This is a genomic window from Rheinheimera sp. 4Y26 (assembly GCF_025245835.1).
Lineage (GTDB): Bacteria > Pseudomonadota > Gammaproteobacteria > Enterobacterales > Alteromonadaceae > Pararheinheimera.
The window spans coordinates 57,987-82,843 of record NZ_JAOBWS010000009.1 but is presented as its reverse complement, the minus strand read 5'-3'; the positions used below and the strand labels follow the sequence as shown (position 1 = coordinate 82,843).

The 24,857-nt window shown below is 49.3% G+C and carries 27 protein-coding genes; 21 read left to right on the top strand and 6 right to left on the bottom strand.

The genetic code is table 11. The annotated features are described in order from the left end of the window. The first annotated feature begins 77 nt into the window (after positions 1 to 77). From N3Z11_RS12510 to N3Z11_RS12420, 19 genes are all read left to right on the top strand, one after another. Positions 78 to 383 (top strand): DUF6984 family protein, encoded by a 306-nt coding sequence (locus tag N3Z11_RS12510; RefSeq protein ID WP_409566870.1) that lies wholly within the window; start codon positions 78 to 80, stop codon positions 381 to 383. A 98-nt stretch (positions 384 to 481) separates the two neighbouring features. Then, entirely contained in the window at positions 482 to 1,003 is a 522-nt protein-coding gene (locus tag N3Z11_RS12505) for a hypothetical protein (RefSeq protein ID WP_260657522.1), read from the top strand. Positions 1,004 to 1,173: 170 nt separating this feature from the next. Beyond that, positions 1,174 to 1,677, top strand: a complete 504-nt coding sequence (locus tag N3Z11_RS12500; protein WP_260657521.1) for a GNAT family N-acetyltransferase — start codon at positions 1,174 to 1,176, stop codon at positions 1,675 to 1,677. Between the two features lie 103 nt (positions 1,678 to 1,780). Continuing rightward, positions 1,781 to 2,032: a hypothetical protein gene (locus N3Z11_RS12495; protein ID WP_260657520.1), complete on the top strand. Its 252-nt coding sequence runs from the start codon at positions 1,781 to 1,783 to the stop codon at positions 2,030 to 2,032. A 75-nt stretch (positions 2,033 to 2,107) separates the two neighbouring features. Then, positions 2,108 to 2,449 carry a hypothetical protein gene (locus N3Z11_RS12490; RefSeq protein ID WP_260657519.1) on the top strand — a complete coding sequence of 114 codons (342 nt, stop codon included), beginning with the start codon at positions 2,108 to 2,110 and terminating at the stop codon, positions 2,447 to 2,449. A gap of 145 nt (positions 2,450 to 2,594) precedes the next feature. Then, complete coding sequence (locus N3Z11_RS12485) at positions 2,595 to 3,044, top strand: hypothetical protein (RefSeq protein ID WP_260657518.1); 450 nt, start codon at positions 2,595 to 2,597, stop codon at positions 3,042 to 3,044. A 71-nt stretch (positions 3,045 to 3,115) separates the two neighbouring features. Further along, positions 3,116 to 3,433, top strand: a complete 318-nt coding sequence (locus N3Z11_RS12480; protein ID WP_260657517.1) for a hypothetical protein — start codon at positions 3,116 to 3,118, stop codon at positions 3,431 to 3,433. Positions 3,434 to 3,519: 86 nt separating this feature from the next. Further along, complete coding sequence (locus N3Z11_RS12475) at positions 3,520 to 3,870, top strand: hypothetical protein (protein WP_260657516.1); 351 nt, start codon at positions 3,520 to 3,522, stop codon at positions 3,868 to 3,870. A gap of 75 nt (positions 3,871 to 3,945) precedes the next feature. Next, entirely contained in the window at positions 3,946 to 4,263 is a 318-nt protein-coding gene (locus tag N3Z11_RS12470) for a DUF3784 domain-containing protein (RefSeq protein ID WP_260657515.1), read from the top strand. A gap of 111 nt (positions 4,264 to 4,374) precedes the next feature. After that, complete coding sequence (locus N3Z11_RS12465; RefSeq protein WP_260657514.1) at positions 4,375 to 4,638, top strand: zinc ribbon domain-containing protein; 264 nt, start codon at positions 4,375 to 4,377, stop codon at positions 4,636 to 4,638. Positions 4,639 to 4,738: 100 nt separating this feature from the next. After that, positions 4,739 to 5,296 carry a GNAT family N-acetyltransferase gene (locus N3Z11_RS12460; protein WP_260657513.1) on the top strand — a complete coding sequence of 186 codons (558 nt, stop codon included), beginning with the start codon at positions 4,739 to 4,741 and terminating at the stop codon, positions 5,294 to 5,296. Positions 5,297 to 5,382: 86 nt separating this feature from the next. After that, entirely contained in the window at positions 5,383 to 5,844 is a 462-nt protein-coding gene (locus N3Z11_RS12455; protein ID WP_260657512.1) for a hypothetical protein, read from the top strand. A gap of 92 nt (positions 5,845 to 5,936) precedes the next feature. Then, on the top strand, positions 5,937 to 6,407 hold the full coding sequence (locus tag N3Z11_RS12450) for a hypothetical protein (RefSeq protein ID WP_260657511.1): 471 nt from the start codon (positions 5,937 to 5,939) through the stop codon (positions 6,405 to 6,407). Positions 6,408 to 6,570: 163 nt separating this feature from the next. Continuing rightward, a complete protein-coding gene (gene ggt, locus N3Z11_RS12445; RefSeq protein WP_260657510.1) occupies positions 6,571 to 8,310 on the top strand; it encodes a gamma-glutamyltransferase in 1,740 nt (579 codons plus the stop codon). 204 nt (positions 8,311 to 8,514) lie between these two features. Continuing rightward, positions 8,515 to 8,931, top strand: coding sequence for a DUF1801 domain-containing protein (locus N3Z11_RS12440; protein ID WP_260657509.1), 417 nt, complete (start codon positions 8,515 to 8,517; stop codon positions 8,929 to 8,931). Positions 8,932 to 9,486: 555 nt separating this feature from the next. Continuing rightward, positions 9,487 to 9,999 carry a DUF1993 family protein gene (locus N3Z11_RS12435; RefSeq protein WP_260657508.1) on the top strand — a complete coding sequence of 171 codons (513 nt, stop codon included), beginning with the start codon at positions 9,487 to 9,489 and terminating at the stop codon, positions 9,997 to 9,999. Positions 10,000 to 10,209: 210 nt separating this feature from the next. Continuing rightward, positions 10,210 to 10,803, top strand: a complete 594-nt coding sequence (locus N3Z11_RS12430; protein ID WP_260657507.1) for a nucleoside deaminase — start codon at positions 10,210 to 10,212, stop codon at positions 10,801 to 10,803. Between the two features lie 116 nt (positions 10,804 to 10,919). Beyond that, positions 10,920 to 11,333 (top strand): hypothetical protein, encoded by a 414-nt coding sequence (locus tag N3Z11_RS12425; RefSeq protein ID WP_260657506.1) that lies wholly within the window; start codon positions 10,920 to 10,922, stop codon positions 11,331 to 11,333. Positions 11,334 to 11,440: 107 nt separating this feature from the next. Continuing rightward, complete coding sequence (locus N3Z11_RS12420; RefSeq protein WP_260657505.1) at positions 11,441 to 11,974, top strand: DUF6942 family protein; 534 nt, start codon at positions 11,441 to 11,443, stop codon at positions 11,972 to 11,974. A 9-nt stretch (positions 11,975 to 11,983) separates the two neighbouring features. Here N3Z11_RS12420 and N3Z11_RS12415 read toward each other — a convergent pair whose 3' ends face one another. Together N3Z11_RS12415 and N3Z11_RS12410 are read right to left on the bottom strand one after the other, a co-directional pair. Beyond that, the gene (locus N3Z11_RS12415) at positions 11,984 to 15,370 is read right to left on the bottom strand and encodes a M1 family aminopeptidase (RefSeq protein WP_260657504.1); all 3,387 of its coding nucleotides are present in this window, start codon (positions 15,368 to 15,370) and stop codon (positions 11,984 to 11,986) included. Next, a complete protein-coding gene (locus N3Z11_RS12410; protein WP_260657503.1) occupies positions 15,370 to 16,245 on the bottom strand; it encodes an ABC transporter ATP-binding protein in 876 nt (291 codons plus the stop codon). Before N3Z11_RS12410 ends, N3Z11_RS12415 begins: the two co-directional genes overlap by 1 nt. 232 nt (positions 16,246 to 16,477) lie before the next feature. On the opposite strand from N3Z11_RS12410, the gene N3Z11_RS12405 reads away from it, so the two are divergent. Together N3Z11_RS12405 and N3Z11_RS12400 are read left to right on the top strand one after the other, a co-directional pair. Continuing rightward, positions 16,478 to 18,052, top strand: coding sequence for a sensor histidine kinase (locus tag N3Z11_RS12405; protein WP_260657502.1), 1,575 nt, complete (start codon positions 16,478 to 16,480; stop codon positions 18,050 to 18,052). Further along, a complete protein-coding gene (locus tag N3Z11_RS12400; RefSeq protein ID WP_260657501.1) occupies positions 18,030 to 18,779 on the top strand; it encodes a LytR/AlgR family response regulator transcription factor in 750 nt (249 codons plus the stop codon). Before N3Z11_RS12405 ends, N3Z11_RS12400 begins: the two co-directional genes overlap by 23 nt. Before the next feature lie 27 nt (positions 18,780 to 18,806). On the opposite strand, the gene N3Z11_RS12395 is transcribed toward N3Z11_RS12400, so the two are convergent. From N3Z11_RS12395 to N3Z11_RS12380, 4 genes are all read right to left on the bottom strand, one after another. Next, the gene (locus N3Z11_RS12395; protein WP_260657500.1) at positions 18,807 to 20,927 is read right to left on the bottom strand and encodes a hypothetical protein; all 2,121 of its coding nucleotides are present in this window, start codon (positions 20,925 to 20,927) and stop codon (positions 18,807 to 18,809) included. A gap of 474 nt (positions 20,928 to 21,401) precedes the next feature. Then, positions 21,402 to 22,898, bottom strand: a complete 1,497-nt coding sequence (locus N3Z11_RS12390; protein WP_260657499.1) for a parallel beta-helix domain-containing protein — start codon at positions 22,896 to 22,898, stop codon at positions 21,402 to 21,404. After that, positions 22,895 to 24,097: a cytochrome-c peroxidase gene (locus tag N3Z11_RS12385; protein ID WP_260657498.1), complete on the bottom strand. Its 1,203-nt coding sequence runs from the start codon at positions 24,095 to 24,097 to the stop codon at positions 22,895 to 22,897. The genes N3Z11_RS12390 and N3Z11_RS12385 overlap by 4 nt, the downstream gene beginning before the upstream one ends. Continuing rightward, positions 24,097 to 24,720 carry a c-type cytochrome gene (locus N3Z11_RS12380; RefSeq protein ID WP_260657497.1) on the bottom strand — a complete coding sequence of 208 codons (624 nt, stop codon included), beginning with the start codon at positions 24,718 to 24,720 and terminating at the stop codon, positions 24,097 to 24,099. Before N3Z11_RS12380 ends, N3Z11_RS12385 begins: the two co-directional genes overlap by 1 nt. Positions 24,721 to 24,857 lie beyond the last annotated feature (137 nt).

Genomic DNA, 24,857 nt, shown 5'->3' with positions numbered 1-24,857 from the left:
CTCGCGGCCTGCGGCCGCTAGGACGCCAAACCGCAAGCGGTTCGTCGCCCGTGCGCTTGGTGTTATGAGTTTTGAATATGCGAACCCCAACGACCGTCGAAGCTCGAATCCTAAATGAACTATTTGCGCGAGCAGAACTAGCGTACGAAGCAAAATCATTATTAGTGGAATCAATGGATGATGGCAGGATGGGTAGTTTAAAGATCGGAATCAATCATTGTGAGCGTAGCTTTGGTTCAGCTTGCGCAGAGTTTGAACTGATCGATGATGATGGAAAATCAGTGCTTTTTTCGTTGTACCTTGATAAAGCAGGCGAGCCTTATGAGTTGGATGCATTCAAGAGTGATTTCAGTGAAACAATCCTGCTGCAAAACAACTCATAACAAGCGCCTTAAACAATGCGGCCTGCGGCCGCAGGACTCGCAACAAGTTGCTCGCCGTTTAGGCGATAGTTAGCTTTTTCGATTGAGTACTGTGAAAAATGGTTGGATATAGATGGAGATGCCAAGCATGTCAGGCTGGCAACGAACCAAACTTAGATAAATGTGCGTTTTGTGGTTGCCCTGCAAATGCTGGTTCAGAGGATATTGAAAAGCACATTAATCCCGACGCATTCAAGAAAAAGAAAGCCAAAGAAGAATATTCAAAATCATTGTTCATTTATTTTTTCATTCCATTTTTTGCAGCTAACCATGCGTTAAATGGAAGGTATGAGTCGTTAGTTATAATTCTAGCCATAGTAGCTTTTATTAGCGTAAAAAATATTAATCTGCTTATTCATATATGGAATGATCGCTGGGCTAGAATGACTTTGATAACGATAGCTAGTGTTTTTATGATTTCTATATTGTATCGACGGGTTTTTATGTTAGATGATAGCCCTCATGTTTGGTTGTTAGCGTTATCCTATTTGGTTTTGTCCCCGTTGTCATATTACTATTTTTTCAAAAGTGAAAACGGTGAAAGGGTATTCGGCGATTACTATTCAAAATATAAAAAATAAATAATGTATTTAAATTGCACGGCTGGCATTAATTGTTGCACGGTTCGCTAACAATGTGCGGCACTCGCGGCCTGCGGCCGCAGGGATGCCAAACCGCGAGCGGTTTGCCACCCGTGCGCACGACGTTATAAAGTCTAGGAAATATTGTGCATCTCATAGGCCATAGGATAATGCTGTCACCACTCGATACTTCTGATAGAGAGCTGTTTATTCGAATATCAATGTGTCCGAAAATGATGGCTCATGTATATGAACCTTGTACATATGAAGAGGCAATAGCCGCTTTTGAAGTCAAAGCTCAGCCCTGGGACAGTAATGGCGCTGGATGGCTTTCCTTTGGTATATCTGACTTATCGTCAACCGAAAAGCTTGGAAATATTGGACTTAAAATAGTGGACCATGAAGCAAAAATCGCTGAAGTCGGCTTTATGATTAAGCTAGAAGCTCAAGGTAAAGGCTTCGCTGCTGAAGCTTTGAAGTTAGTTCGAGATTTTGCGTTAACCGAGCTGGGTTTAAATAAGTTAGTTGCAACATGCTCGGTCAGTAATATTGGTTCTTTTAAAGTGCTGGAAAAGCTGGGGTTTGTTCGAGAAGCGTGCTTAAGGAAAAATACCCTAATTAAGGGGCAACTTGTTGATGATTACATTTACCATCTATGCAAATCGACTTTATAACAAGTTGCTTAATTTCGTTCCGGCCACAAAAAGCGTGGCCTCCACTGGACTGCCTACGCTGCGCTGCGGCAGCCAATTAGCAAAGCGTTATGCGTGAGCAGTTATGAGCCAGGATATGCCGAAATACGATGTTCGAGTCGAAGAAGACAGTTTTGGTATTTTTGTCGAAGTTGCTGACTTTAATGATTACGACGAGCTAGAGGATTTTTTCGTTGAGCAATATGACTTAGAGATTATAGCTGTGAGTCATGCAAATAAGTCAGAAAACGGCAAATATAAAATCTGGTTTAATCAAACTTTAGGCGTTGAGTTTATTAAGAAAATTATCAATGAAATTAACAATAAAAGTGCATAACAAGGCCCGGCAGCACGCAGCCTTCGGCTGCTGGACTCGCTACGCTCGCCGCTGCGGGCATCGTTAGCTGTTGGTATGAGTATGGATTGCATCAACCAAATTAAAGAAAGACTTGAGAAATATCCCGATCTCAAATGGGAACTGGACGGCTCAACTATATCAGTATCACCAGAGAATGGGTTCACAGTTTGGCTTGCTGAATCAGAGCAAGGTTGTACTGTAGGCTACAACGGTTGGCACGAAGAATTTTCAGATAAAAATGAAGCCTTAAATTGCTTTGCTTTTGGCCTCAGTGAAAAGTGTCGATTAAAGGTCTTTATTAAAGGCAAGACAGAATATAAATGGGTCTTGGAAGCATTTGAGGACGGTAACTGGGTAAGTTACAGCACTACTAGTTTAATCTTTTATCCGTACTAGCGTAAAACACGGATTAGTTACTTGCAAAATCATGTGGTAAGCAGCTAACAAGTTGCTTAATTTCGTTCCGGCCACAAAAAGCGTGGCCTCCACTGGACTGCCTCCGCTAGGCTGCGGCAGCCAATTAGCAAAGCGTTAGTGGTCAATGATGAATCGAGTCCTATTTTTTATCTTTGCTTTTATGAGCTCGCATGGGATCGCTGAGGAATCAGATGCTCCAGAAACTATTTGGTTAGAATCAGATGAGATGGTTTCTTGCACCCCACGCGAGTTAAGCCGTGGCGATGTCCTTCGAGTTAATCTTAGTGGGAGCCACGGTAAAGAGCTTGCCTTGTACAGGCATGACGAAAGTTTATGGCTATTTTTGGTAGTTAGCTCACCGCCATCAACCATGAAGCCTTTAATGTCTTCTCAACGGTTTGAAAACGTAAAGCAAATTGAAATAGCCTCAACCACAACTGGGTATCGGTGGGATAACAAAGGCGGTAATGAGACGATATTTTCTAAGCCTGGGAAATATACCCTCTATGTAAGTGAAAACTTGGAAAGTGAGGGAGGCGGCTATAAATGCGAGCTATTTGTCAAAAACCGCTAACAAGCAAAGGCAGCATCGCCCTGCGGGCTGGACGCGCTAACGCGCGCCGCTGCTTTGATAGTTAGGGCTTTATGACTAAGCAAGTTTTGATTTTGATTAATATTGCGTTGGCAATAACAGCGTCAATTTTCATATATCAAATGTTGCCATATGCAGCAGCCATTGGCTGTGGCGAGTTAAATCCAGTTCCAAACTGCCAACCCTTAACACAAAGTAAATTAGCTTTTTACGCAATGGTGCCTTTTTTTCTAGTCGGTGCCATCGTTTTTTGTTCAGTGCGCTTGTTTCCAATGCAGCGCAAGTTGTCAAAAGGTTTGCTATTTATCGTTCCTGTATTGGCCATTTTATTGGGGGTATATATCTTTGTTTTGTCAGCAACTACGCCCTAACAAATCGCGGCACTTGCGGCCTGCGGCCGCAGCGACGTCAAACTGCGATGCAGTTTTCCGCGCGTGCGCTCAGCGTTAGGTTAAAAATGAAATACCTCGCAATCGTGCTAATTTTGTTGGCCGGTCCAGTAAGGTCAGACAGAGTTGTTCCAATTCCAGATGGAATGACCGCGTTTTGGTCATTCAATGCTAAGACCGAGTTGGAAATTAAGGCATTTGAAGCTGCAAAAGCATATTTGAAAAATCAGAATGAAGATCTAAACAAGTACTACCTAGCTGAAAATTATTTGGACGTAACAACTGGCTTATACCGTTTTTATATAAAGCACTCCTCGACATACCGCATAAGTAAAAACGAAATTGATGAGTCATATAAAAATGGTGTTATTTACTACGATATTAAGAAAAATAAAATTGTTAAATTTGAACGTAAATAAAAACCTAACAAGTGCAGGCAGCGGACTCGCGTTGCTCTCCGCTGCTGCAAGCGTTAGCCACTTACAGGAGTAACTATGAGTACAAGTTTATTTATCTTTCTGATTTGTTTTATTACCGGTGTGGTATTTATTCTGCTTGGCTTTCTTATTGGTTATAAAAACAAGTCAAATCTCATCAATGGCGTAGACTTCAGCAAAATTTCTGACGTAACTAAATTTTGCCGAACATTTGGTAATGGCCTCATTGTATCCGGCGTGCTGGTTGCCTTGTCTGGCTGTCTAGTTTATTTCGCTGGTACAGGGCTTGTATCGTTTTTAGTCTCGTTTCTTATTTTTTCTTCATTGCCTCTGGTGTACTTTTTCTATGCAAAGCAAAAGTATGCCGCTGGCTAAGAGTAAGTTAATTATGGCTAACAAGGCGCGGCACTTTGCGGCCTTCGGCCGCCGCGACGCTCACCAAGGTTCACGCGCGTGCGCGCATAGTTATAAGCTAGAGGAGTACCGATGTCATTTTTGAAGACTCTAGGCAAAGGTTTAAAAGGAGCTGCGGCGGCTTTAAATGTTGATCAATATACAGTCAATGATGTAAACGCAAAGTGCATCCATTGCGGACATCAGCATTTTGAAACTGGAGAAGCGCAGTTAAATACCGCGGGCCTCACATTTATAAATTTGGATTGGGCAAATAGAAGTGCATCAGTTCTTATTTGTAAAAAATGTACATTTATTATGTGGTTTTTAGAGGGGCCGAAAAGAGTTGTTAAGTGATGCTTATAACAAGCGCCTTAAACATCGCGGCCTTCGTCCGCAGGACTCGCAACAAGTTGCTCGCCGTTTAGGCGATAGTTATGTTGAAAAAGGAATTTAGATGGTATTTCCATCACTAGAAACTGAGCGTCTATTACTTACAGAACTTCGTGTTGATGATGAAGCTGGTCTGTTCAATTTGTTTTCCAATCCATCTGTGGTCAAATACTACGATTTAGATGTGTTTCGCGAGTATAGCCAAGCGGCTAATTTGATTAGTCTTTTTAAATCCAGATATGAGGAGCGGCAGGGTATCAGGTGGGCCATTCGGTTAAAGTCATCTGGTCGATTGATAGGCACCTGCGGCTTTAACTCGTGGAACAGCAAAATGCGTAATGCCGTTATTGGTTATGACCTGCATCCTGAGTTTTGGCGACAAGGTTATTCCTCAGAAGCTGTGCGCGCCATTATTACTGCTGGATTTTTGGGTTCTTTGCCTTGTGGGGAATTGCATCGAGTTCAGGCAGATACAGTTCCCGGCAATAGAGCATCTGAATCATTGCTCCGTCGGCTTGGGTTTAAAGAGGAGGGGCTTCGGCGTGAGTGCGGATATTGGAAGAATAAGTTTCATGATCTCAAATGTTTTGGTTTGCTCCGTTCAGAGTTCATTACAACATAACAATCCGCGTCATTCGGGGCCTGCGGCCCCTGCGACGCTCACAAGTTCGCGCGCATGCGCGGGGCGTTATATGCCTAAGTGGACTTATGTGGCAATCGACAAAACTTACTATTAAATGGATAGTATTCGGCTTCATTGCAGGTTTCTTTTTAGCTTCGGCGGGAGCCGGTCCGGGCGGTGCTAGCGCAATTTTTATTGCGCTTGGAGTCGCGTTTGGAGCATGCACATCTGTAATTCACAACATCTGGTTATATTATAAAGACGAGCATCGAGAAAAAGCGCATTTAATACCTTCAGGTTTAATTCTTGTCGTTTTTTGTTTCTCTGTTATTAGTGATTACATAGTTGAAGCCAACTGTAATATTTCAGAAGTTGACTATTTCAATAGAGCTAAAGTATATGTCCAAAAGTCAGGTTGGCCTTTGGAGTTTCTGAAATCAGAGCCTTATGTTTTAGATGGTTGCGAATTAGGTTTCGAATATGAAAGTTTGGAGCATTTTAATCTCATAATAGTCAGCCCCGATGGTGACGTACGGTTAAATGATTAACGGCATATAACAAACGCCAGCACACTGCGCCTGCGGCGCTGGACTCGCAACAAGTTGCTCGCCTGTGTGGCGGGCGTTAGGCGGAAATAGGAATGGAAATCCCCGAGAGCATGAAATCCAGCCTTCAAGAGTGGAATAATGGCAACGGTATAGACTTAGAGTCATGGATAGGCTGCTCTGGAAATTTCTCCCTGGCAGTTGGTTATGCAACCTTATTCTGGCCAGAATTCACACACTTTGACGGCTACATCCTTCGAGCAGATTTCTCAGAGTCTTCGCTAAGAGGCTTTGAGCAACAGAATGCAGGCAACCGAAAAACCGTCGAATGGGTAATGAATCACCTTCACCTTGACAGTATTCATTACCTTGGATGTGAAGACATATCCCAAGACAAACTCATCATCTTGGGAAATACGCTCAAAGAAATTTATGAGGCAAAGCTCAAGTGGCAGTTCCCAGAGCACCCCTGCATAGTCGAACTATACATCCCTAAAGATCGAGAAAACTTCTCCGACTATCAGATTTCTTTTTGGCAGAAGTGCCACGAAACCGGGAACGCCTAACAATGCGCTCAACTGCCGCTCACTTCGTTCGCTGGACGTCCAAAAGCTGCGCTTTTGGCCGCCCGTTAGCTTAATCGTTAGTGCGCTTTTATCTTATGAGAATACTTTATCTATAAAACCTAAAGTACCGTCGACAATCAAGTTACAGGAGTAGCAGGCATTTATGAATGGAATTATCCGGTTTTTGAAATGGGCATTCGCCGTCATTTTAGTGATTGGCATTGCATCGCTTGTGGCGGGGTTGTCGTTTCGCTCTGGGTTAGGTACGCCAACCACAGAGTTCAAAGAAAAAGCAGTGTATGCACCGCATGGTGTAGTGGCTACCAGCCAGCCTTTAGCCAGTCAGGCTGGTTTGGCCGTGCTGCAAAATGGTGGCAACGCCGTGGATGCCGCAGTGACAGCCGCAGCCGTGTTGAGTGTAGTGGAACCTTATATGACCGGTATTGGCGGCGATATGTTTGCGATGGTTTGGTTGGAGCCTGAGCAGCGCCTGATCGGTATCAATGGCAGTGGCTATGCCGGTGCGCTGATGACGCTAGACAAATTTGCGGGTCGCAATCGTGTACCAGACGAGGGCGCTCAATCTATTACCTTGCCCGGAGCGCTCAGTGGCTGGGCCATGTTATTGGAAGCTCATGGCACAATCAGCCTGGCACAAGCGCTTGCTCCGGCTATTGAATTGGCAGAACAAGGTTTCCCAATCTCCAAATCAACGGCAGAAGAGTGGGGCCTTTTTGAAAGTAAAATCAATTATGACCCAGGGGCAAGAAGCACTTTTTTGCTTGATGGCAGCCGGACGCCTGTTGCCGGTGACAGGTTTGTCAATCCAGACTATGCCAAAACACTGAAACTGATTGCAGCACAAGGCCCGCAGGTGTTTTATGGTGGTGAACTGGGTGAAAAAATTGCGGCAAGAGTACAAGAGTTAGGTGGCTTTTTAACCCCTGGCGACTTTGCCAATTATCAGGCTGAGTGGGTGGAGCCGATGTCAGTGTCCTATAAAGAATACCGTTTATGGGAGTTACCGCCGAATGGGCAGGGTATTGCTGCGCTTGAAATGCTGAAAATCCTCGAACCCTATGATTTAAAAACAATGCAGCATAATTCACCCACTTATTTACACCATCTTATTGAAGCCAAAAAGTTGGCTTATGCCGACCTCGAACATTTTGTCGGTGACCCCAAATTTATGCAGATAAAAGCGGAACAGTTATTAGACGACTCTTTTATCGCCAGGCGGCGCGCTTTGATCAAACCGGATCAAGCCATGCAGCAGGTTGATCCGGAAGCGTCGTTACATACCAGCGACACCACCTATTTAAGCGTGGCTGACAAAAACGGCAATATGGTGTCTTTTATTAACAGCGTCGCAGGGCCTTTTGGCTCTGGCGTTGTTGTGCCGGGCACCGGTTTTGCGTTACAAAATCGCGGTGTGGGTTTGTCGCTGCAACCAGATCGCGCCAATACAGTTGCCCCGGGTAGAAAGCCATTTCATACCATTATTCCTGGTTTTGTCACTAAAGCCGATGCTCAGGGTAAGCAACAACCCTGGTTGAGTTTTGGTATTGTCGGTGGTCCGCAGCAGCCTCAGGCACATGTGCAAATGCTGTTGAATATGGTGGTGTTTGGTATGGATGTACAAGAAGCTATTGACGCGCCAAGGTTTCGCCATTGGGAAGGAAATAGCGTGAGCTTTGAACAAGGCATCCCTCAGAGTACAGTGGATGAGCTGTATTCACTCGGACATGCGCCGCAAAACCCTGTGATGGCTACCGCACAAGGCTTTTTTCATGGCAATAACCCGGGGCTGGTCTTTGGCGGCGGACAAGGTGTGATAAAAACGTCCAACGGATATGTCGCAGGTTCTGATTCCCGTCGCGATGGGGTGGCTGCGGCACATTAGCAATGATCCAAGGTGTTTTTCTGCCCTTCAACCGGCCCGTTGCTGATGCTGGCAACAAATGCTGGAGCTTGGTTGATATGGCTCACAAGCAAATGTTAATCGCCCAGGCTGCACATGGGCTGCGACATAAATCCAATCCGCTGCGCGGTTTTCCGCGCTAAATTTGGGTGTTAGACGCAACAATCACTGCAGGAGCTCGTTGTTATGGCAGAACTGAAGACCAGGCCGACCGGTGCAAGCATTGATGAATACATCGGCTCAAGGGCGAATGAAGAGCAGCAGGCCGACTGTAAGACCCTGATGGCTTTATTAACACGGGTGACCCGGGAAGAGCCTCAGATGTGGGGACCCAGTATCGTTGGCTATGGCCTCTACCAATACACCTATGAGAGTGGCAGAACTGGTGAAATGTGCAGAACCGGCTTTGCAATCCGGGGTAAGGAGTTGGTTGTCTATCTTGTTGCTGAAGGTGCTGAGCAACAGGCGTTGCTGAAACGACTTGGCAAGCACAAGATGGGCAAGTCTTGTCTGTACATTAAGAGGCTCGCAGACATAGACATCACAGTCCTCGGGCAATTGGTCATCGGCTCGCTGGCCCAGCTCAAAGCCAGGTACGGCTAAAACCACCCTAATCCCCCGCTTTATCACAGACCCGCAGCATGCGAAACCGCTTCAGGGCCAGGTCTTTTAAAGCGCGTTTTGTACTTAGAAAAAACAAATCACCATTCCAGCGCTCTCGGCCCCGTAAAGTGAGCCGTGGTTTTGGCCGGTTTTGAGGTTTTAAGCCGACAACTGTTTGAGGCGAGCGACGGTAGCCGCCGCCGCCCCGTGGTTTTAAAAGCAGGCGGCGCCTCAAAAGCGAGTCTAAACAACGGGCTTTCGAACGTTCTCGGGGTGATTTGTTCGCAACAAAGTTTCTCACCCCTTCGGGGCCAGCTAAAGCTGTCCAAAATCGCTTTGCGATTTTGTCTTTGTGTCTCTCTCATTGCTGACAAAGAAAGAGACCCGCCTGCCGGGGCGAAACCCGGCATACGCGCCATGCCGCAGGCATCTGGCAAATCCATTGCTGCAACAACAAAGCGCCCATATCCGCCCGGATAAAACCAACCTGCTGTTGAATTCAGCACCAACCCACCCCATCTCAGAGCTTGCCCTTAAGCCGATTAGGAAATCACCATGCTTTATGATTTGACCGTAGTGCAATTTAGCAAAATGCTGAACAACCTCGATGCCATTCTGGATAAAGCAGAACAGGCGGCCAGTGCGAAAAAATATGATGTTGCGGTGTTACTCAACGCCCGTTTAGCGCCGGACCAGTTTAATTTTATCCGTCAGGTGCAAATTGCCTGTGATACCGCCAAGTTAGGTGTGGCTCGCTTAGCTGGTGTGGCCGACAGTGCGCCTAAACATGCCGACACTGAAAGCACTTTGCCTGAGTTAAAAACCCGTATTGCTGAAACTCTGGCTTATTTAAAAACTTTTACGCCAGCTGATTTTGTTGAGGCGGCTGAACGTCAGATCAGCCAGCCACGTTGGGAAGGTAAGTACCTGACAGGTTTTGAGTTTGCGGTGCAGCACGCTGTGCCAAATATTTATTTCCATATCACTACCGCTTACGCCATTTTGCGCCACAACGGTGTGGATGTAGGTAAAAAAGACTATCTGGGCCCAATGCCGTATAAGAGCTGAGCCTTATAAAAGCTAGACCTTATAAAAACTAACGCCTTATCAGCATCAATGGCTGATAAAGGTGAATGATCCGGGGCCTGTTGGCCCCGTTTTTTTGCTATTGCTGTTGTATCTTGCTGTTCTGGCTGAAAAAGCGCTGAGCCTGTGCTTGTTTGCCCGCAGCCTTGCCGCTAGATTTAACTGCAGCAAGCTGATAACAGGAGCTTTGAGATGCAGCCATGGTCTGCGCCGGCGCAACAGGCGCTGGTGAAACTGCCCGACTGGGTGGCACAAGTTGTGAACTGGCAACAACCCTACCCCGACGACAACGCCAAAATGGCGCTGGCGATAGAGCTTTCTCGGCAAAATGTGTTAAAGCAAAGCGGCGGCCCTTTTGGTACTGCCATTTTTGACCGCAACAGCCATCTGTTACTGGCAGTTGGCGTCAATCGCGTGTTACCGCTGAATAACTCCACCTTACATGGTGAAACAGTGGCCATTATGCTGGCAGAACAGCGGCTTGGCACTTTTACCCTGGCATCCGATGCCGGCCGTGAACTTTTTACTTCTTGTGAACCCTGTGCCATGTGTCTGGGCGCTGTGCTCTGGAGCGGTGTGAACCGGCTGGTGTGCGCCGGTACTGCGGCCGACGCACGGGCTATAGGTTTTGATGAAGGGCCAGTGTTTAACGAGTCTTATCAATATCTGCAAAACGCCGGCATCGAGGTAGTGCGCAGTTTTATGCAGCGCGAGGCTAAAGCTGTGCTGGATTTATATGCCAGTTCCGGTGGCCGCATTTATAACGGCCGTGACGGCGACAAGTGAACAGCTTGTTGCAGTTTTGGGTTTTGTTCCGCGCTTTTTTACTTTATCATGCGCGCCGCCCGGCAAGGGATGCACTCTGCCGGCTTGTTGTTGATGAGCAAAGGAAAGAACCCATCATGAAATTTAAATTCGCTTTAATCACCTCTCTGGTACTGGCTTCAACTGCGGCACAAGCCGACTGGTTAAAAGCAGCCACAGATTCAGTTAAAGGCAGCGTGACAGATTCGGTGAAACAAAGTGCCGATAGCGCCAAAGACGCCGCTTATGACAGCGCAGTGCAGTCTGCATTAGGTTTAACTCAGGGTAAAACCAGTAGCAGCTATGTGCTGGAAAAGCTGGGTGAGCCGGTCAGCAAAACCTTAAAACAGCAAAAAGAAGTCTGGAGTTATGACCTGTCTAAACTGCAGCAAACTTACCCGGCATTACCGGCTTTGTTAGCGCAGTATCCACAGGCGCCAAAAGCGATTGAATTGTCTTTTGATAAAGATGTGGTCAGCAAAATCAACATGATTAAAGCTGAAAGCAAATAACAGCGGGTCTGGGCAGATGATGTTGGGCTGCCAGCGCTGAACAGGCCGGGAAACCGGCCTTTGTTTTTAGTGCCGGTAACGGCCTGAACAATACCGGGAGTGCAGCAGTGCAAAACGCAGGTTTAGGAGATGCCACAGCACAATTTTGTGTTTATGTCGCCAATAGCCCGCCTATGCCTGAGTATCAGCAGCTGGGCTCGGTGCAGGCATTGCTGCCCGGTGATATCGACCTGATTTACCGCCACTGTGGCAACGGCTGGCGTAAAATTTTTAATGTGTACGCCAAGCTGTTGTTTGCCCTTGATAAAAATCTATTTCCTTATGCTGCAACAGCGCACAGTTGGCAGCAGTTCAGAGATGAGCTTTTGTTGCAGCAGCACAGTAATACCGCGTTGTTGTTTAGCCCGCCACAGCTGTTGCCTGATAAACCCCAACAAATTCATCTGATTGCCGGCCGCACCCACGCCAAACAGCTGCTGGCAGCAGGTCTTGGTGCAGAGCTACACTGGCTGAACGACGAATTTGCCATTGATATCAAACAGCGGGTGTTAGTCACGCCCTTTTTTGATTATCGCCAGCTTAATAATGCCAAAATTATTGAAAGTGCCCGTTTACTGGCGTTATTAAAAACCCAGCCTTAGGCTCTGTCATTAACCGCCCTTTACTGTCGCCAACGGGCTTTTGGCTTCCAGCAATAACTGGCGGATCAACGGCTGTTTGTCAGCCGGACTGAGCGCCTGTAACTGCCGGACAAAATCCATGGCGCTGGCAGGTTTTGCCGGGTAACGGTGTTGTTGCCATAACTGGCGTAACGCCTGACAAATCAACGGATCCCCAAGCTCCGCCCGCAACCTGGCAAACACCAGGGTGGCCCTGGAATACTGATCATAACTTTCGTCAGCGTCGACCAGGCTTTTGGCTTCGGCCACACTACCGGCCAGCGCGTTTTGATAACGCTGTTGTTCATAATCCACCAGCGCCTGCATCGCTTGCTGGCCAAAATGTTGTTCTATCAGCACCAGCTCGGCATATTTGGCCAGCGACTCCACCAGAAAAGCACCATCCCCCGGTACACCGTTGCCGACCCCATGGCCAAACCACTGATGGGCCACTTCATGCACGGTACGCCGGTAGATCTGACTAAAACCGGCATCAGCTGCGGCTTGTGCCCGCAGGCCAACTCTATGATTGATCAGCACCAGCTGAGGCAGAGCGTAACCGGTTGGGCCTGTGTCCGGCATCATCACCAGCCTTAGTGCATCACCTGGGTATGGGCCAATCTGACTATTGAACCACTGCATTGTCTGTTGTATCGCCTGCATGGTCAGTGTTGTCGCTTCGTTGTAATAGGGGCTGTAAATTTCCAGTGGTATGCCCTGCCATAGCTGCTGTTGTGGCTGCCAGGGCACCACCAGCACCGCAGGCATATTGTGTACCGGCGCGCTGGTCTGGTAATGAAAATAACTGCTGTTGTCTTGCTGCCACTGCCACTTTAAAGTGCCGGCGGCAATGGCCTGATAACCCAGCGGTACTTTGAAGGTCATGTCCAGCATGGCCCAGTGGTAACGGGCGCTGGTGGGGGTGGCCTGTGCTGCCAGCAACGACGGCTGAATTTCGCTGGCAGGTAAGGGCGCTAAACCATAGTCAGCACGCAGCCGCTCGTCTCTAAGCCGCAGCTGTGGCATAAAACCCGGTTGGGGCAGCAGCTGTAATAAACGCAGATAACTAAAACCGGGCCTGAGTAGCTGATGATCCGGCGCCGGGCTGATGGCCTGTTGTTGCACCAGCAGCTGAAGTTGCAGCTCGGCTGTGGCACCAGGCGCTAATGGCCGGTCAAAATGATACAGCAGATGTGGCAGCTGCAGCGCGCTTGGCTGCTTTTCATCAAAAGTCTGGCCCGTGGCCGGCTTTGCCTGCACTTTGGCTCCTGCCAGACGGATCTGCTGAATGGCCCGCTGTTCACGCAGGCCACCCGGTATTGTCAGTAGCAACTCGCTGATGGGGCTGGTGCCGGCATTTTTCAGGCTGAGCCTGGCATCAATACGGGCTTGTTGTGCCGAGGGTAGCAGTTCAAGCTGCAATTTCACCTGGCTGACCAGCGGCTGGTTTTGCTGCAAAAAGTGCTGATATTGCCGCTCGTAAGCGGCGCGTTCGGCCGCGCGCTCTGTGCTGTGTTGTAACACTCCGGCCTGGCTTAACTGCTGATGGAGATGCAGCCCCTGCGTCAGCGCTAACAACATCACAACAGCAGCAACACTAAATGCCGGATGGCCGAAGCGCAACAGCGGCCTGCTGTGCCCGGTGCCGCGGTGGTAACAAGTCAGTGCCAGCAGCCAGAACACCAGGGCAACTAAAGCCCAGAACAACCAATAAGGCCAAAAACCACCCAGGCTCCAGCCACCACCAAAACTACCAGCGCCCGCTGAAGCCTGATAAGCCAAGAGCGCGTCCGGCATTTGCAATTGGCTTTGGCCAATACGCCACAGCGGGTGCTGAAGTTCCAGCATGGCGGGCAGTGGTGACAGTGCCAATAACAACAGGGCAAATACCACCAGGTTAGCCTGCAACGCCGAGCGTAATAAGGCATGACAAGCCAGTAATAACATGGCCCAGACCAGCAGCGGCAGTAGTGTGAAAAAGCCCTGTTGCAGGTATTCGAAGGGCTGAATCTGTAGTTGCTGGCAGAGTTCTGCAACTGCCACTGCAGCAAAACCAAGCAGCAGCAACAGCAGGGTCATCAGCCATAACACCACAAGCTGACTGCAAAGCAGCATTGCACCAGAAACCGGGGTGGCAGCAATCAGGCCGTCACAGCGCAGCTGTCGGTTCAGCCAGCTGAGCTGACTGGCCCAGAGTGCCAGCAACACCAGGCCAAACCTTGGCAACAGGTCCCAGTTGATTCTGTTGAGTGCATCACGGCTGTTTGGTTGCAACTGACTCAGTGCTTCGGCATAACCCAAACCGTTAAAAACTTCGCTAAAAACCAAACCAGAGAGCACCAGCAACGCCAATATTGTGCTGCGCTGATGTAACAGCTGAAGCCCCTGCAGTTTGCAAAGGCTGATAAAACTCTGCAGAGCAGAGATGTCAGGTTGAATACGACTGAAAAAGCCCCTGCTGTGGCTGGCTACCTGTTGGTTCAACAAGGTTGCAGCGGGTTCTGCTGTTAATTTTGGTCCTTTTGCGGATGGAACAGCGGCCAGGGCACGCCAGCACAACAACAGACTCAGTGCGACAATCAAAGCCCGGTTTAACAGCAGGGTGGCGCCTGGTGTTATGGAACCGCTGTTTTGCAGTTGTACCAGCCAGGGCGTCAAGGCATAAGGGTCCAGATACAACATCAGCTGTGACAACCAGGGGGCTATTTCACCACTTTGTGCCATGACAGGGGAGCCGGTAGCTGCAGCGAGCAGCATGTAAGCAATAAAACAGCAGGCGGTTAGCAGATATAACAACGCAATTTGAGGGATGTGACGGCTGCACCAGAGCTGCAAAGCCACTAACAACAATAGCGCCGGTACTTGTTGCAGTAAAAACAACAGGATGGAAATGCCAGCCAGGCTGCCCAGGCTAAAATGGCTCTGTGCCGGCTGGATCCCCCCCCAGACAGCAGTCGCCGCCAAAATTAACAGCAGCAGCTGAAAACCAAGCGCTAACAGCAATAAAGCACCAGCCCGGCTGAAACACCATTGTTGTTGGCTAACTGGCGTCACGCCGGTCAGTTCGGCCATGCCAGCTTGTTGGTCGCGTAAAAAAGCCAAAGGTGCCAAGGCACCAATCAACAGTGGTTGTAACATCATCAGCAATTTTGTGTGGCTAATCAGCAACTCTTTATCCGGCTGCGCGCTTTGTGGTGGGTTGCCGATAGTGGCCAACACTGCAAAAGCCAAAGCCAATAACAACACCAGCCAGAACCAGGGTTGCGCCCGGTAAAAGCGCCATTCGTTGGCCAGCAGCGCCAATAACTGCGGCTGATATAGGGTGTTTTGCGAAGTTTTTTGCCGTTTCGAATCAACAGCAGCGAAGGGGGTTAACATCAAAGCTGCTCCTGTGTGGGCGCAACGGCCAGGGTTAGAAAGTAACGATCCTGCAAAGAGGCTGTTGCGGCGCTAAAACCATCGCCGGGGCAAAGGTCGGCATACACTCTGTGTTGTGGTACACCACGTAGATAACTTTGCTGCAACAGCTGTATTTTGGGAGATAAAGCGGGAAGTTCGCCCTGATACAACCAGATTTTACCCCAGAGCGGTGTTATTAAAGCGTCGGTGTCACCCTGCAACAGGATTTGACCCTGTTGCATAATGGCCACCTCGGCACATAGTTGTTCTATATCGTCGACAATATGGCTCGACAACAACACCAGCCGGTCGCTGCTGATTTGTGCCAGTAAATTATGCAGTTGTTGCCGCTCGAGCGGATCAAGGCCGGCGCTGGGTTCATCGAGGATCAATAACTTCGGGTCGCCAAGCAGTGCCTGCGCTATGCCAAAACGCTGGCGCATACCACCGGAAAAATTCGCCACTGTTTTATGCGCCACTTTGGTTAAGTTAGTCAGCTCCAGCAATTCGGTGATTTGTTGTTGCCTGGTGGTTTTATCGGTCAAACCTTTGAGCACTGCAATATGTTCGAGCAAAACAAGGCAGGACAGATGGGGATAAACGCCAAATTCCTGTGGCAAATAGCCTAACTGGCAGCGCAATTGTTGTGGCTGTTGCAGCACATCCAGAGCGTTAAAGTGAATTTGGCCGCTGTCGGGCTGCTGCAAAGTGGCAATGGTGCGCAGCAAACTGGATTTACCGGCACCATTGGGACCCAATAAACCAAAAATGCCACGGCCGGCGCGCAGGTTTAAACCCCGCAGCGCCATAGTACCGTCCGGGTAAGTTTTATTGAGTTGTTCGATGTGCAGCATGGAATGAGCCTTGTGGTGCCGGGTTCTGTGCTCAAGGCTAAGGCGCCCGCAATAAAGGGCTCAAGCGGGCAATGACCAAAGGTGCAGTTTCAATGACCAACAGCCCGATGGCCGCAATCGACGCTGCTGCCGCGGTTTTGTCAGGCCAAAAGCCGTCTTTGTCCGCCGACAGATGACAAGGCCATCGAACACAGGCAGCATAACGGCATTGATGTTCCTGAATATGCCAATAATGAAGCGACTTGCACCATTGAAGCCTGGAGATGTATTTGCGTTATTGCCGGTGCTGCTGGCCTGGTTATTGGCAGCACTGCGTCCCGCCATGACGCTGGAACAGACGGACTGGTTGTTGTTATGGCCACAAGCCGGTTGGTTGCTGTTGCAGTTTTTTCCTTTGTTGTTGGCTCAGGCGGCGGCGCAATTTTTTGCCCGCCGTTTTATAGAGGGGCAACAACAGGGGGGGCAGCCGCAACCGGCAAGCTTAACCTTCAAAATGACACTGCTGCTGTTGTTTTGGCTGGTTGTGATGTTGGGCTATCCTGCTGCACTTAACATCCTTAGCCTGGAACAGCGGGTATTGGCCTTTGGCTTCAGTTTGCTGTACTGGCTGCATTTTTGTTATCAGCACAAGTTGCAACATGCCAGGCGCTGGCAATGGCTTTGGTCGCTGGACGGGGTGCTGGCGCTGTTATTGCTGTGCTGGACTGTCGGCTGGGCTTTGTTATTGGTGTCGCATGCGCCTGGTTTGGCGCAGCAGCCAATACCGGTGCAGTTTGATTGGCAGCGCATCCTGCAAAACCCGCTGCTTACGCTTTATTATTTATGGCAATTCAGTGTGTTAGCCGCGCTGATGTATGGTTGTTATTGGTTTAACCGCTATTGGCTGGTACGGCGTATTCTGGCACGGCACGGCTTGTTGCCTTTTGTGATGCTGAGCCTGGTGTTGATGCTGCTGAGTTATGTGCCGTTGGCGCTACTGTTATTACAACTGCCGATGAATCAGGTTGCTGTGCCGGCAGTACCAGCTGGCAGCCATAACCCTTTTGACTGGTACAACTTTAACTTTATGTTATTGCAGTGGTTATTTACCACGCCACTGATTTTGGCTTTTGACCGGCAGCAGCAGGAAACCAACTTAGCGCAAATTCAGCATCAAAAAATTCAAACCGAATTGCAGCTGCTGCAACAGCAGATTAATCCGCATTTTTTATTTAATACCTTAAATAATCTGTATGCCCTTTGTTTAATCAAATCGGATGATGCACCGAAACTGATACTGCAACTGGCTGATTTATTAAGATATGTGGTGTATCAGGGCCAGCAAAACCTGGTGACTTTGCAACAGGAGCTGGATTATCTGCAGCATTATCTGACGCTGCAGCAACTCAGGGTCAGCAATAAAACCAGCTTAAAGCTGCAATTGCCACAGAACGCCAGCCAGCACCAGTTACCGCCGTTATTGTTAATTATGCTGGTGGAAAACGCTTATAAACATGGGGTGGAGCCCTCTGCTGACGCTTGCCAGGTGGAAATCATCGTCAGTATAAAACAACAGCGGCTGTATTTTAGTTGCGTTAATAGTTACGAACACAAAGGCGGTCATGCCGGCGCTGTGGGCAGCAACACAACCACCGGCCTTGGGCTGGAGAATTTACGCCGGCGGCTGCAACTTTATTATGGTGACAATTTTTATCTGAGTAGCGCCGCTCAACATCACAGCACAAAGCAGTTAAGCTGGCTGGCAGAATTAGAGTTGCCACTGGAATTTTCCACAGGAGCCACAGATGCTGAAATTGCTGCTGGTTGATGATGAACCTTTAGCCCATCAGGTGTTATTGCATCATCTGGCGGCGCACCCTGATATGCAGGTGGTGGCGCAAAGTTATCATGCGGCAGAAGCGCTGGCGGTGCTGGCGCAGCAGCAGATTGACCTGATGTTGCTGGATATTCAGCTGCCGGTGCTCACCGGCCTTGAGATGCTGAAATTGCTGGCCAAACCGCCGCAGGTGATTATTACCAGCGCTTATGCCGACTATGCGCTGGAAGGTTTTGCACTGGATGTAACCGATTATCTGTTAAAGCCGATCAGCGCAGAACGTTTGGCTCAGGCGCTGGAGAAAGTCCGGCGTAACCATATGGTGCGCTCTGCACCAGAACTCCCCCTTGTGAACACACACAACAATAGCGGCAATCACTTAGCGCAAACTACTGATTTTATTGTATTAAAAGTAGACAGAGAATTGCGCCGTTTTCAGCTGGATACGGTGTGTTGTTTTGAAGCTTATGGTAACTACGTCAAAGTCTGGCAGGGTGAGCAGATGACGCTGGTCAGCAGCACTTTAAAGCAGCTTTGCCAGCAGTTACCTGTCACAGCTTTTGTGCAGGTGCATAAGTCGTTTCTGGTGGCTGCGGCGCATGTGGTCAGCCGTGACAGCCAGCAGCTGAGGCTCAGTAATCAGCGGGTGATAAAAATTGGTGAAGCTTTTAAAGAACAGGCCAGGCAATTGTTATTGCCTGGCCGTTTCGCGGGTTAAGCTGCAGCAGCCGGTGCTGCTTTGGGCTTATTTCAGCAAAAATTCAAAAATGCCCTGGCGCCACAATACCCAGCTCGCCACCACAACCACCAGCAGAATCAGCCATAAACCGGCTTTGCTTTTTTTCTCGTAAGGGTCAATCAGCGAGCGGCTGGCGCCGGCCGGAATAGCTGCCAGTGCCGTTAAGCGGGTACCAAATTTAATGCTGAGTTTGGCATTGGTATTCACCGCCCAGCCATTGGCGTCCAGCAGCGGTGCTAGATTACGGGCGCGTAATTTAAACCAGGCCAGCAGCATCGATGGGCCTGAGATAAACAACACTATACCAAGAATTGCCAAAGGCATTTGCCACCACAATAAACCAAGGAAACCAGTCACCACAGCGGCCAGCGCTGTGCCTATAGCACCAATGGCTAAACCTATGGCGGCGAAAATACCGGCAAATTTGGCCACATCAAAAGGTGCGGCCGGTTTGGCTGGCGCCGGTGCTTCGGCTACTTTGGCGGCGTCGCCGACGCTGGCAGCACTTTTGGCTTCAATTTCTTTGTCTTTGGCGGCGGCAAATTTCTGTACCTGATCAGAAATCATCCGGCCAATGCGCTGGTAAGGGGTAAAAAAGGCTTCGCGGATACTGATAGGATTGCTGACAATCTGAGTGACAGTGGCGTCCCAGTCCCGGCCTGCTCTGTCGTAAAACACACCGTTACGGCCGACCATTAAATTACCGGCATCGCCAGCCGTCATGGCGGCGACCACTGAGCGTTTTTCGCCGGTGGCACTGCGCACACAGTCGATATACAACAGATAAGTGCCGCTTAAACCGGCAATTTTGCCATGTTTGCCGGCATCGTTCACATTCAGGCATAAATCACAGCTGCGACCATCAATATACAAACGGCCATTCTGGAAAATAGCCGGTTGTTCCAGGCTGTAAAAATTCTCGAAATTGACAAAGTTACGCAATAAATCGCGTAAATAACGCTGATAACGCACCAGTTTGTCGACATCCAGCACAGACTCAGCTTCGGCCTGCTGCGCTAAATCCGCGTCCATCAGCGCATAAGCGGCTGTTAACGTTTGTTCATTCAGGCAAGCGGCCAGCTGGTCAGCGTCCAGTGTGGCGGCATTGCTATTGGGTTGTTGTGCTTTCCATTCGTTATAAGTGGCCAGTGCAGTTTTTAATTGTTGCCATTGTGCCAGCTTAATTTGATCTGTATTGCACCACAGCGGCTGTGCCAGGGTTGCCAGATGGGCAAGGTCGGCAGCCCAGTGCGGATGCACGCCCTGATGCAGTGACAACAGGCCCTTTGCACTCACATGAGCCAAAGGCAGATAATTGGTGTCTGAGCTGGCTTCTGACAATAGTTGTCGTGACAGTGCGGCATAGTCTTCAGCGGCACCATTGAGCGGCACTGCAGCGCTTTCGTCGTAAGCAGCCAGCTGGCAACGGGTAAAATAGTCGGTGATTTTGGCGTCGAGTTTTTGCACCAGCTGATACAGCGGCTCAGTATTTTCGGCAAAAATAGTGCTGATGTTCTGGCCTTGTTGCAGCCATTGTGTATACAAACGGCCATCGGCGACAAATTGTTCCAGTTGTGTTTTATCAATGCCCGGCACACCGCTGCGATCCATGGTCGAGATTTCCAGACCCAGCAGTGTGTTGATCAGTTGTTGTACTTCCGGCTCCTGAGCCAGTTCTGCGGTGATTACACCATCGCCGTTCAGTTGATTGGCCGGAAATATCAGTGCCATATCGGCGGTGTCGGCCACTGTCAGGCTGCCGGCATCAGCTTTGCCGAGGTTTTGCAGCATCCGTTTGGCAGAAGCCAATAACTTTTGCCCTTCTTCATGGCTGCTGTTGATGGCACTCAGCGGCAGTGCTTCCCCTGTCAGCAATACGTCCTGCTGCTGCAATACCGACAAAGCCCAGTTCACGGCTGCTTTCACTTCATCAATCCGCACCCGGCCGTCGTGGTCTGTATCCAGATAACTCAGGGTGCGATGGTCAAACTCCAGCCCCTGTACCGGACAACTGAGTGCAGCCCAGAGTTTTGGATCCAGTTGGTCTAACTGCTGCCAGTCGGCAATTTTATCCAGTTTGACCTGATCAAAACCGCCGGAGCGGAAAAAACGCCATTGATGTGCCATGTAATTTTCCTTATCAACAGGGAGCCCGGAGAAGCCCGGCAAAAGGCAGATATAAAGACTTAATATTTCACGCTTTTGCCAGCCCGGCAAGTTTGTGTGCAGGCCTTGTTGCTGTTATTCACTGTGCTGAACGACCAGCCTTCGCTGAATAAACCGGGGTTATGCCTGGTGTCGCTGCAGTTCCGTGTTGGCCAAAGTTCATCTTGCCATTGTTGCAATAAAGTGGAAGTAGTTGTTTTTATTCAGCTTTGTCGCTGTTCAGCCCAGGAAAACCCGGAGGGGGGCGGTTTAAGGGTTTAGCATTTTGCTGGGGGCTATCGCGTCCTGCATTGGGTCTGAGCTGTTGATACAGCTTTAAAATTAACGAAAATCTGCAAAAGCTGGCGAACTCATCTGGCAAATAAGTCGGGGAGTAATCTTTCAGGTAAAACGAACAGTGGGTTGCATTTTTGCAGGCAACCCACTGTTTTTTATTTATTTTTGCACCGACAACAAATATTCAGCCACCGCCAGCCGGGTTTCGGCATCCAGGTAATCCTGTTTTGGCATCAGCGGATAATCTTCGCGTTTTTTCACCGGGTTGGCGATGTAATCAGCCAGCGCCTGCGGGTCGTCCATATACAAAGATTGAATCACCTGCACAGGTGGGCCAATCAGCCGGCCGGTGTAAGCGTGGCAACCGGTACAAATCCCTAAATAAGCATATTTGCCTTTATCGGCAGCAGCCACTGAACGGGGTGCCGCTGGCGTGTCCAGCAAATAACTCACTACTGAGTCTGTGTTGCTGAAACTACAGGCCGGCCAGCTGCTGACGCCCACTGTGACATATTGCTGGGCATTATTAATGCAGCTGTTGTTGCTGTTACCCACCCGCACTATGTCCGGATTGCCTTGTTTGAGCTCAGTGGTCATCAGTACTTTGGCTTCAGGAATGGTATCAAAGCCGTTGTTATACATCAGATTATTCAGCACCATGATTTCATCTGGTGTGGGGTCTGATTCTGGATCCAAAGTGGTGTTTGGTGCATTCTGATGGTCAGTGATAATAATGCCGGCGGTTTTGTTATTCAAAATCAGGTTGTCTTCAATCACCACTTTGTCGGCCGCCATAATCAGAATGCCGGTGCCGGCCGGAATGCCAGCCACCATGCTGCCGACAGCGCCAAAGTTTTTGGTGTTGTTGTGGCTTATCCAGTTGTTGCGGATAATGACATCGACAGTGTCTTTAATCGGTAAACCCGGTGTGACAAAAGCCAGAATGCCGCCGGTGTTGTTGTGCACAAAGTTGTTTTCCACCACGGCGTGACGGCTGTTTTCAATTTCAATACCGGCCACACTGTCAAACACTTCGTTGTTGGCGACGTGAATATAATCACTCATGCCAATATAAATGGCAGCGTCTTCAATACCCGACACCACGTTATGCTCCACAATGCCGTTTTCGCCCAGTTGCGGGAAAATGCCGTATACGCCTGTGTCTTCAATAATGTTATTGCGGATCTCAAAGTTGTTACCGGCCTGGCCCATAATGCCATTGCCTTTGTATTTGGTGATCAGGAAATTTTCCACCACCACGTTGTTGCCCGAATACAAAATGGCGTCGTTTAAATGGCCGTCACCAAAAAGTTTGGGTCTTTTGCCTTCCACTATCACACCGCTTAAGCGGATATTATTTTTGTCGATATAGACAGTTTCGGTATAAGTGCCGGGCCATACCTGAATCACATCACCGGGCTGGGCAGCTTTGACCGCGTCCATAATCAGCTGGCCGTCTTTGACCTGATGGATAGTGCCGGTGGGCGCCGGGTTAATCACCGATTTTTTGGCATTGCTGCTTTTGGCTGCGCTGCCGGCGTTGTAGCTGACTTCAGGCGCATAGGTTGGCGCTACCGGGGTATTTTTGCTGAAAAACTGGCCGGCAAAAAATGCCGCGGGCAGCAATAACACCAATGTGATGGTGGTTTTTTTCATGGTTGTGTCCCTTGTTCGCTGGAGGGTGCAATGGATGGGGTTGCTTCGGCCGCTGCTGTTGTTGTGTTGTGTTGCAGCTCCGCCGGCAGTGGTAAGCCGGATGGCAGCGCTGTGGGCAGCTCAGGCATCAGGCTCTCGTCGGTTAAAGTGTGTAAAAACTTGCTGATCTGGCTGATTTCTTCCGGCGTTAATTTGGGCTCCCAGATATGCCAGTGCAGCAGCAGTTTTTGTTCCTGCACTGCATGGCCCCGGCCCTTGGTGTAAAACTCAGCCGCTTCTTCTAACGTGGCAAAACGGCCGGAATGCATATAAGGCGCGGTTTTGGCGATATTACGCAGACTTGGCACTTTAAAGGCTCCGCGTAATTTCTTTTTATCGCTGCTGTTGCCGGCGCCTTGATCAAAGGGCATACCGTCTGGTTCTGGTGTGCCTATCACGGCAATCTGTTGATTGGTAAAAAGCGGTGGTGTGTGGCATTCGGCGCAGCGCGCGACAAAAGAGCGGAACACGTTCAGCCCTTTGATTTCGTCAGTATCCAGCGCCTCATGATACCCATGGGCATATTGGTCATATCTGCTGTTCAGTGAAATAAGCGAACTCTGAAAAGCCGCAAGTGCAGTGGCTACCTGCGATAACTCCAGTTGCGCTGCTTGTGGAAACGCCTGTTTAAACAAGGCCGGATAAATTTTATTGGTCGATAAATCGGCCAATAACTGCTCGGCGCTATTGGCCATTTCATGGGCAGCAAAAAGTGGAATTAAGGCTTGTTGCTCCAGTGAGTCGGCGCGGGCATCCCAAAACAGTTTTTTTAAAAACGTCACATTCCACAAACTGGGCGCACTGCGGTTACCGACATCGCCGTGCGTGCCAGTGCTTAAGGCTTTGCCATCGGTAAAACCTTTATCGGGTTGATGACAGCTGGCACAAGCCTGGCGGTGATTGCCGGACAGCAATGGGTCAAAAAACAGATAACGGCCCAAATCAATTTGTTGTGGGCTAAAACCATCCCGGGCTTTGGGCAAAGAAGTTTGGGTGCCGCCTACGCCTTTATCGTGCAGCGAATCGTACAAATCATAACGGCTGACCAACAGACAGGTGTTGTTATTGCTGAGCTCAAAGCTGGGTGGGCAGCTGTTTTTTAGTTCTATGGCTGTGGTGTTTTGCCCGGTCACCGCCAGTGCCAACAGCAGCGGCAGCATTATTGCGCCCCAACACTGATATAAGCAGCAACAGCCTGAATTTCAGCGTCGCTAAGCTGGCGGCTCATTAACGCCATTTGCCGGCCCGGTTTGTCTGTTTTAGTGGTGCCTCGTACACCGTCGCGAAAATGGGTTAACTGCAATTGCAGATAGCTGTTATCGAGCAAAAACAAAGCCGGTGCATTTAAAGCCGTATTGCCTTCAGCTTTGGCACCATGACAGGCACCACAAGAGCCGATATATAAACGCCGGCCCTGATCAAGTTGGTTGGCATCCAGCCTGGTTGATGTGCCGTTGTTTGTGCTGGCGCTGTCAGCTTTTTGGCTGCTGTAAAATTGGCTGAGTTCCTCTATCTGGGCTGCAGTGAGGGTTTTTGCCATGGCCGCCATTTGTTGACCAGCCACATCTCCTGCTGCTGCGCCCCGCTCGCCGTGCTGAAACTGAACAAGCTGCTTTTGCAGGTAGGACGCTGATTGTCCTGCCAGTTGGGGCGCTTTGGTTGCCTGGCGAGCAGCAGTGGCATGACAGGCATCACAGCTGGCGGCCGTTGTGGCAGATGCTGCATTTATATTGAATAAAAACAATAAAATGGCTGAAATTTGCACGTTTTTTGTTTTAAGCATCAGGCTTCAGCGGGTGCTGCTCTTGCTGTGGAACATAGGGCTAGCTTGCTTTTTCAGCCGCCAAGGTTCAAACCGAAAAGTGTGCAAAATTGTCCAGTTGGCTTTCTTTAGCCTGTTGCATTGTTACTATCAAGGCG

Bases quoted from the DNA above. Each gene is read 5' to 3' on its own strand.
- N3Z11_RS12510 (WP_409566870.1), top strand. From the start codon at position 78: ATGCGAACCCCAACGACCGTCGAAGCTCGAATCCTAAATGAACTATTT.
- N3Z11_RS12505 (WP_260657522.1), top strand. From the start codon at position 482: ATGGTTGGATATAGATGGAGATGCCAAGCATGTCAGGCTGGCAACGAA.
- N3Z11_RS12500 (WP_260657521.1), top strand. From the start codon at position 1,174: ATGCTGTCACCACTCGATACTTCTGATAGAGAGCTGTTTATTCGAATA.
- N3Z11_RS12495 (WP_260657520.1), top strand. From the start codon at position 1,781: ATGAGCCAGGATATGCCGAAATACGATGTTCGAGTCGAAGAAGACAGT.
- N3Z11_RS12490 (WP_260657519.1), top strand. From the start codon at position 2,108: ATGAGTATGGATTGCATCAACCAAATTAAAGAAAGACTTGAGAAATAT.
- N3Z11_RS12485 (WP_260657518.1), top strand. From the start codon at position 2,595: ATGATGAATCGAGTCCTATTTTTTATCTTTGCTTTTATGAGCTCGCAT.
- N3Z11_RS12480 (WP_260657517.1), top strand. From the start codon at position 3,116: ATGACTAAGCAAGTTTTGATTTTGATTAATATTGCGTTGGCAATAACA.
- N3Z11_RS12475 (WP_260657516.1), top strand. From the start codon at position 3,520: ATGAAATACCTCGCAATCGTGCTAATTTTGTTGGCCGGTCCAGTAAGG.
- N3Z11_RS12470 (WP_260657515.1), top strand. From the start codon at position 3,946: ATGAGTACAAGTTTATTTATCTTTCTGATTTGTTTTATTACCGGTGTG.
- N3Z11_RS12465 (WP_260657514.1), top strand. From the start codon at position 4,375: ATGTCATTTTTGAAGACTCTAGGCAAAGGTTTAAAAGGAGCTGCGGCG.
- N3Z11_RS12460 (WP_260657513.1), top strand. From the start codon at position 4,739: ATGGTATTTCCATCACTAGAAACTGAGCGTCTATTACTTACAGAACTT.
- N3Z11_RS12455 (WP_260657512.1), top strand. From the start codon at position 5,383: ATGTGGCAATCGACAAAACTTACTATTAAATGGATAGTATTCGGCTTC.
- N3Z11_RS12450 (WP_260657511.1), top strand. From the start codon at position 5,937: ATGGAAATCCCCGAGAGCATGAAATCCAGCCTTCAAGAGTGGAATAAT.
- ggt (WP_260657510.1), top strand. From the start codon at position 6,571: ATGAATGGAATTATCCGGTTTTTGAAATGGGCATTCGCCGTCATTTTA.
- N3Z11_RS12440 (WP_260657509.1), top strand. From the start codon at position 8,515: ATGGCAGAACTGAAGACCAGGCCGACCGGTGCAAGCATTGATGAATAC.
- N3Z11_RS12435 (WP_260657508.1), top strand. From the start codon at position 9,487: ATGCTTTATGATTTGACCGTAGTGCAATTTAGCAAAATGCTGAACAAC.
- N3Z11_RS12430 (WP_260657507.1), top strand. From the start codon at position 10,210: ATGCAGCCATGGTCTGCGCCGGCGCAACAGGCGCTGGTGAAACTGCCC.
- N3Z11_RS12425 (WP_260657506.1), top strand. From the start codon at position 10,920: ATGAAATTTAAATTCGCTTTAATCACCTCTCTGGTACTGGCTTCAACT.
- N3Z11_RS12415 (WP_260657504.1), bottom strand. From the start codon at position 15,370: ATGTTAACCCCCTTCGCTGCTGTTGATTCGAAACGGCAAAAAACTTCG.
- N3Z11_RS12410 (WP_260657503.1), bottom strand. From the start codon at position 16,245: ATGCTGCACATCGAACAACTCAATAAAACTTACCCGGACGGTACTATG.
- N3Z11_RS12405 (WP_260657502.1), top strand. From the start codon at position 16,478: ATGAAGCGACTTGCACCATTGAAGCCTGGAGATGTATTTGCGTTATTG.
- N3Z11_RS12400 (WP_260657501.1), top strand. From the start codon at position 18,030: ATGCTGAAATTGCTGCTGGTTGATGATGAACCTTTAGCCCATCAGGTG.
- N3Z11_RS12395 (WP_260657500.1), bottom strand. From the start codon at position 20,927: ATGGCACATCAATGGCGTTTTTTCCGCTCCGGCGGTTTTGATCAGGTC.
- N3Z11_RS12390 (WP_260657499.1), bottom strand. From the start codon at position 22,898: ATGAAAAAAACCACCATCACATTGGTGTTATTGCTGCCCGCGGCATTT.
- N3Z11_RS12385 (WP_260657498.1), bottom strand. From the start codon at position 24,097: ATGCTGCCGCTGCTGTTGGCACTGGCGGTGACCGGGCAAAACACCACA.
- N3Z11_RS12380 (WP_260657497.1), bottom strand. From the start codon at position 24,720: ATGCTTAAAACAAAAAACGTGCAAATTTCAGCCATTTTATTGTTTTTA.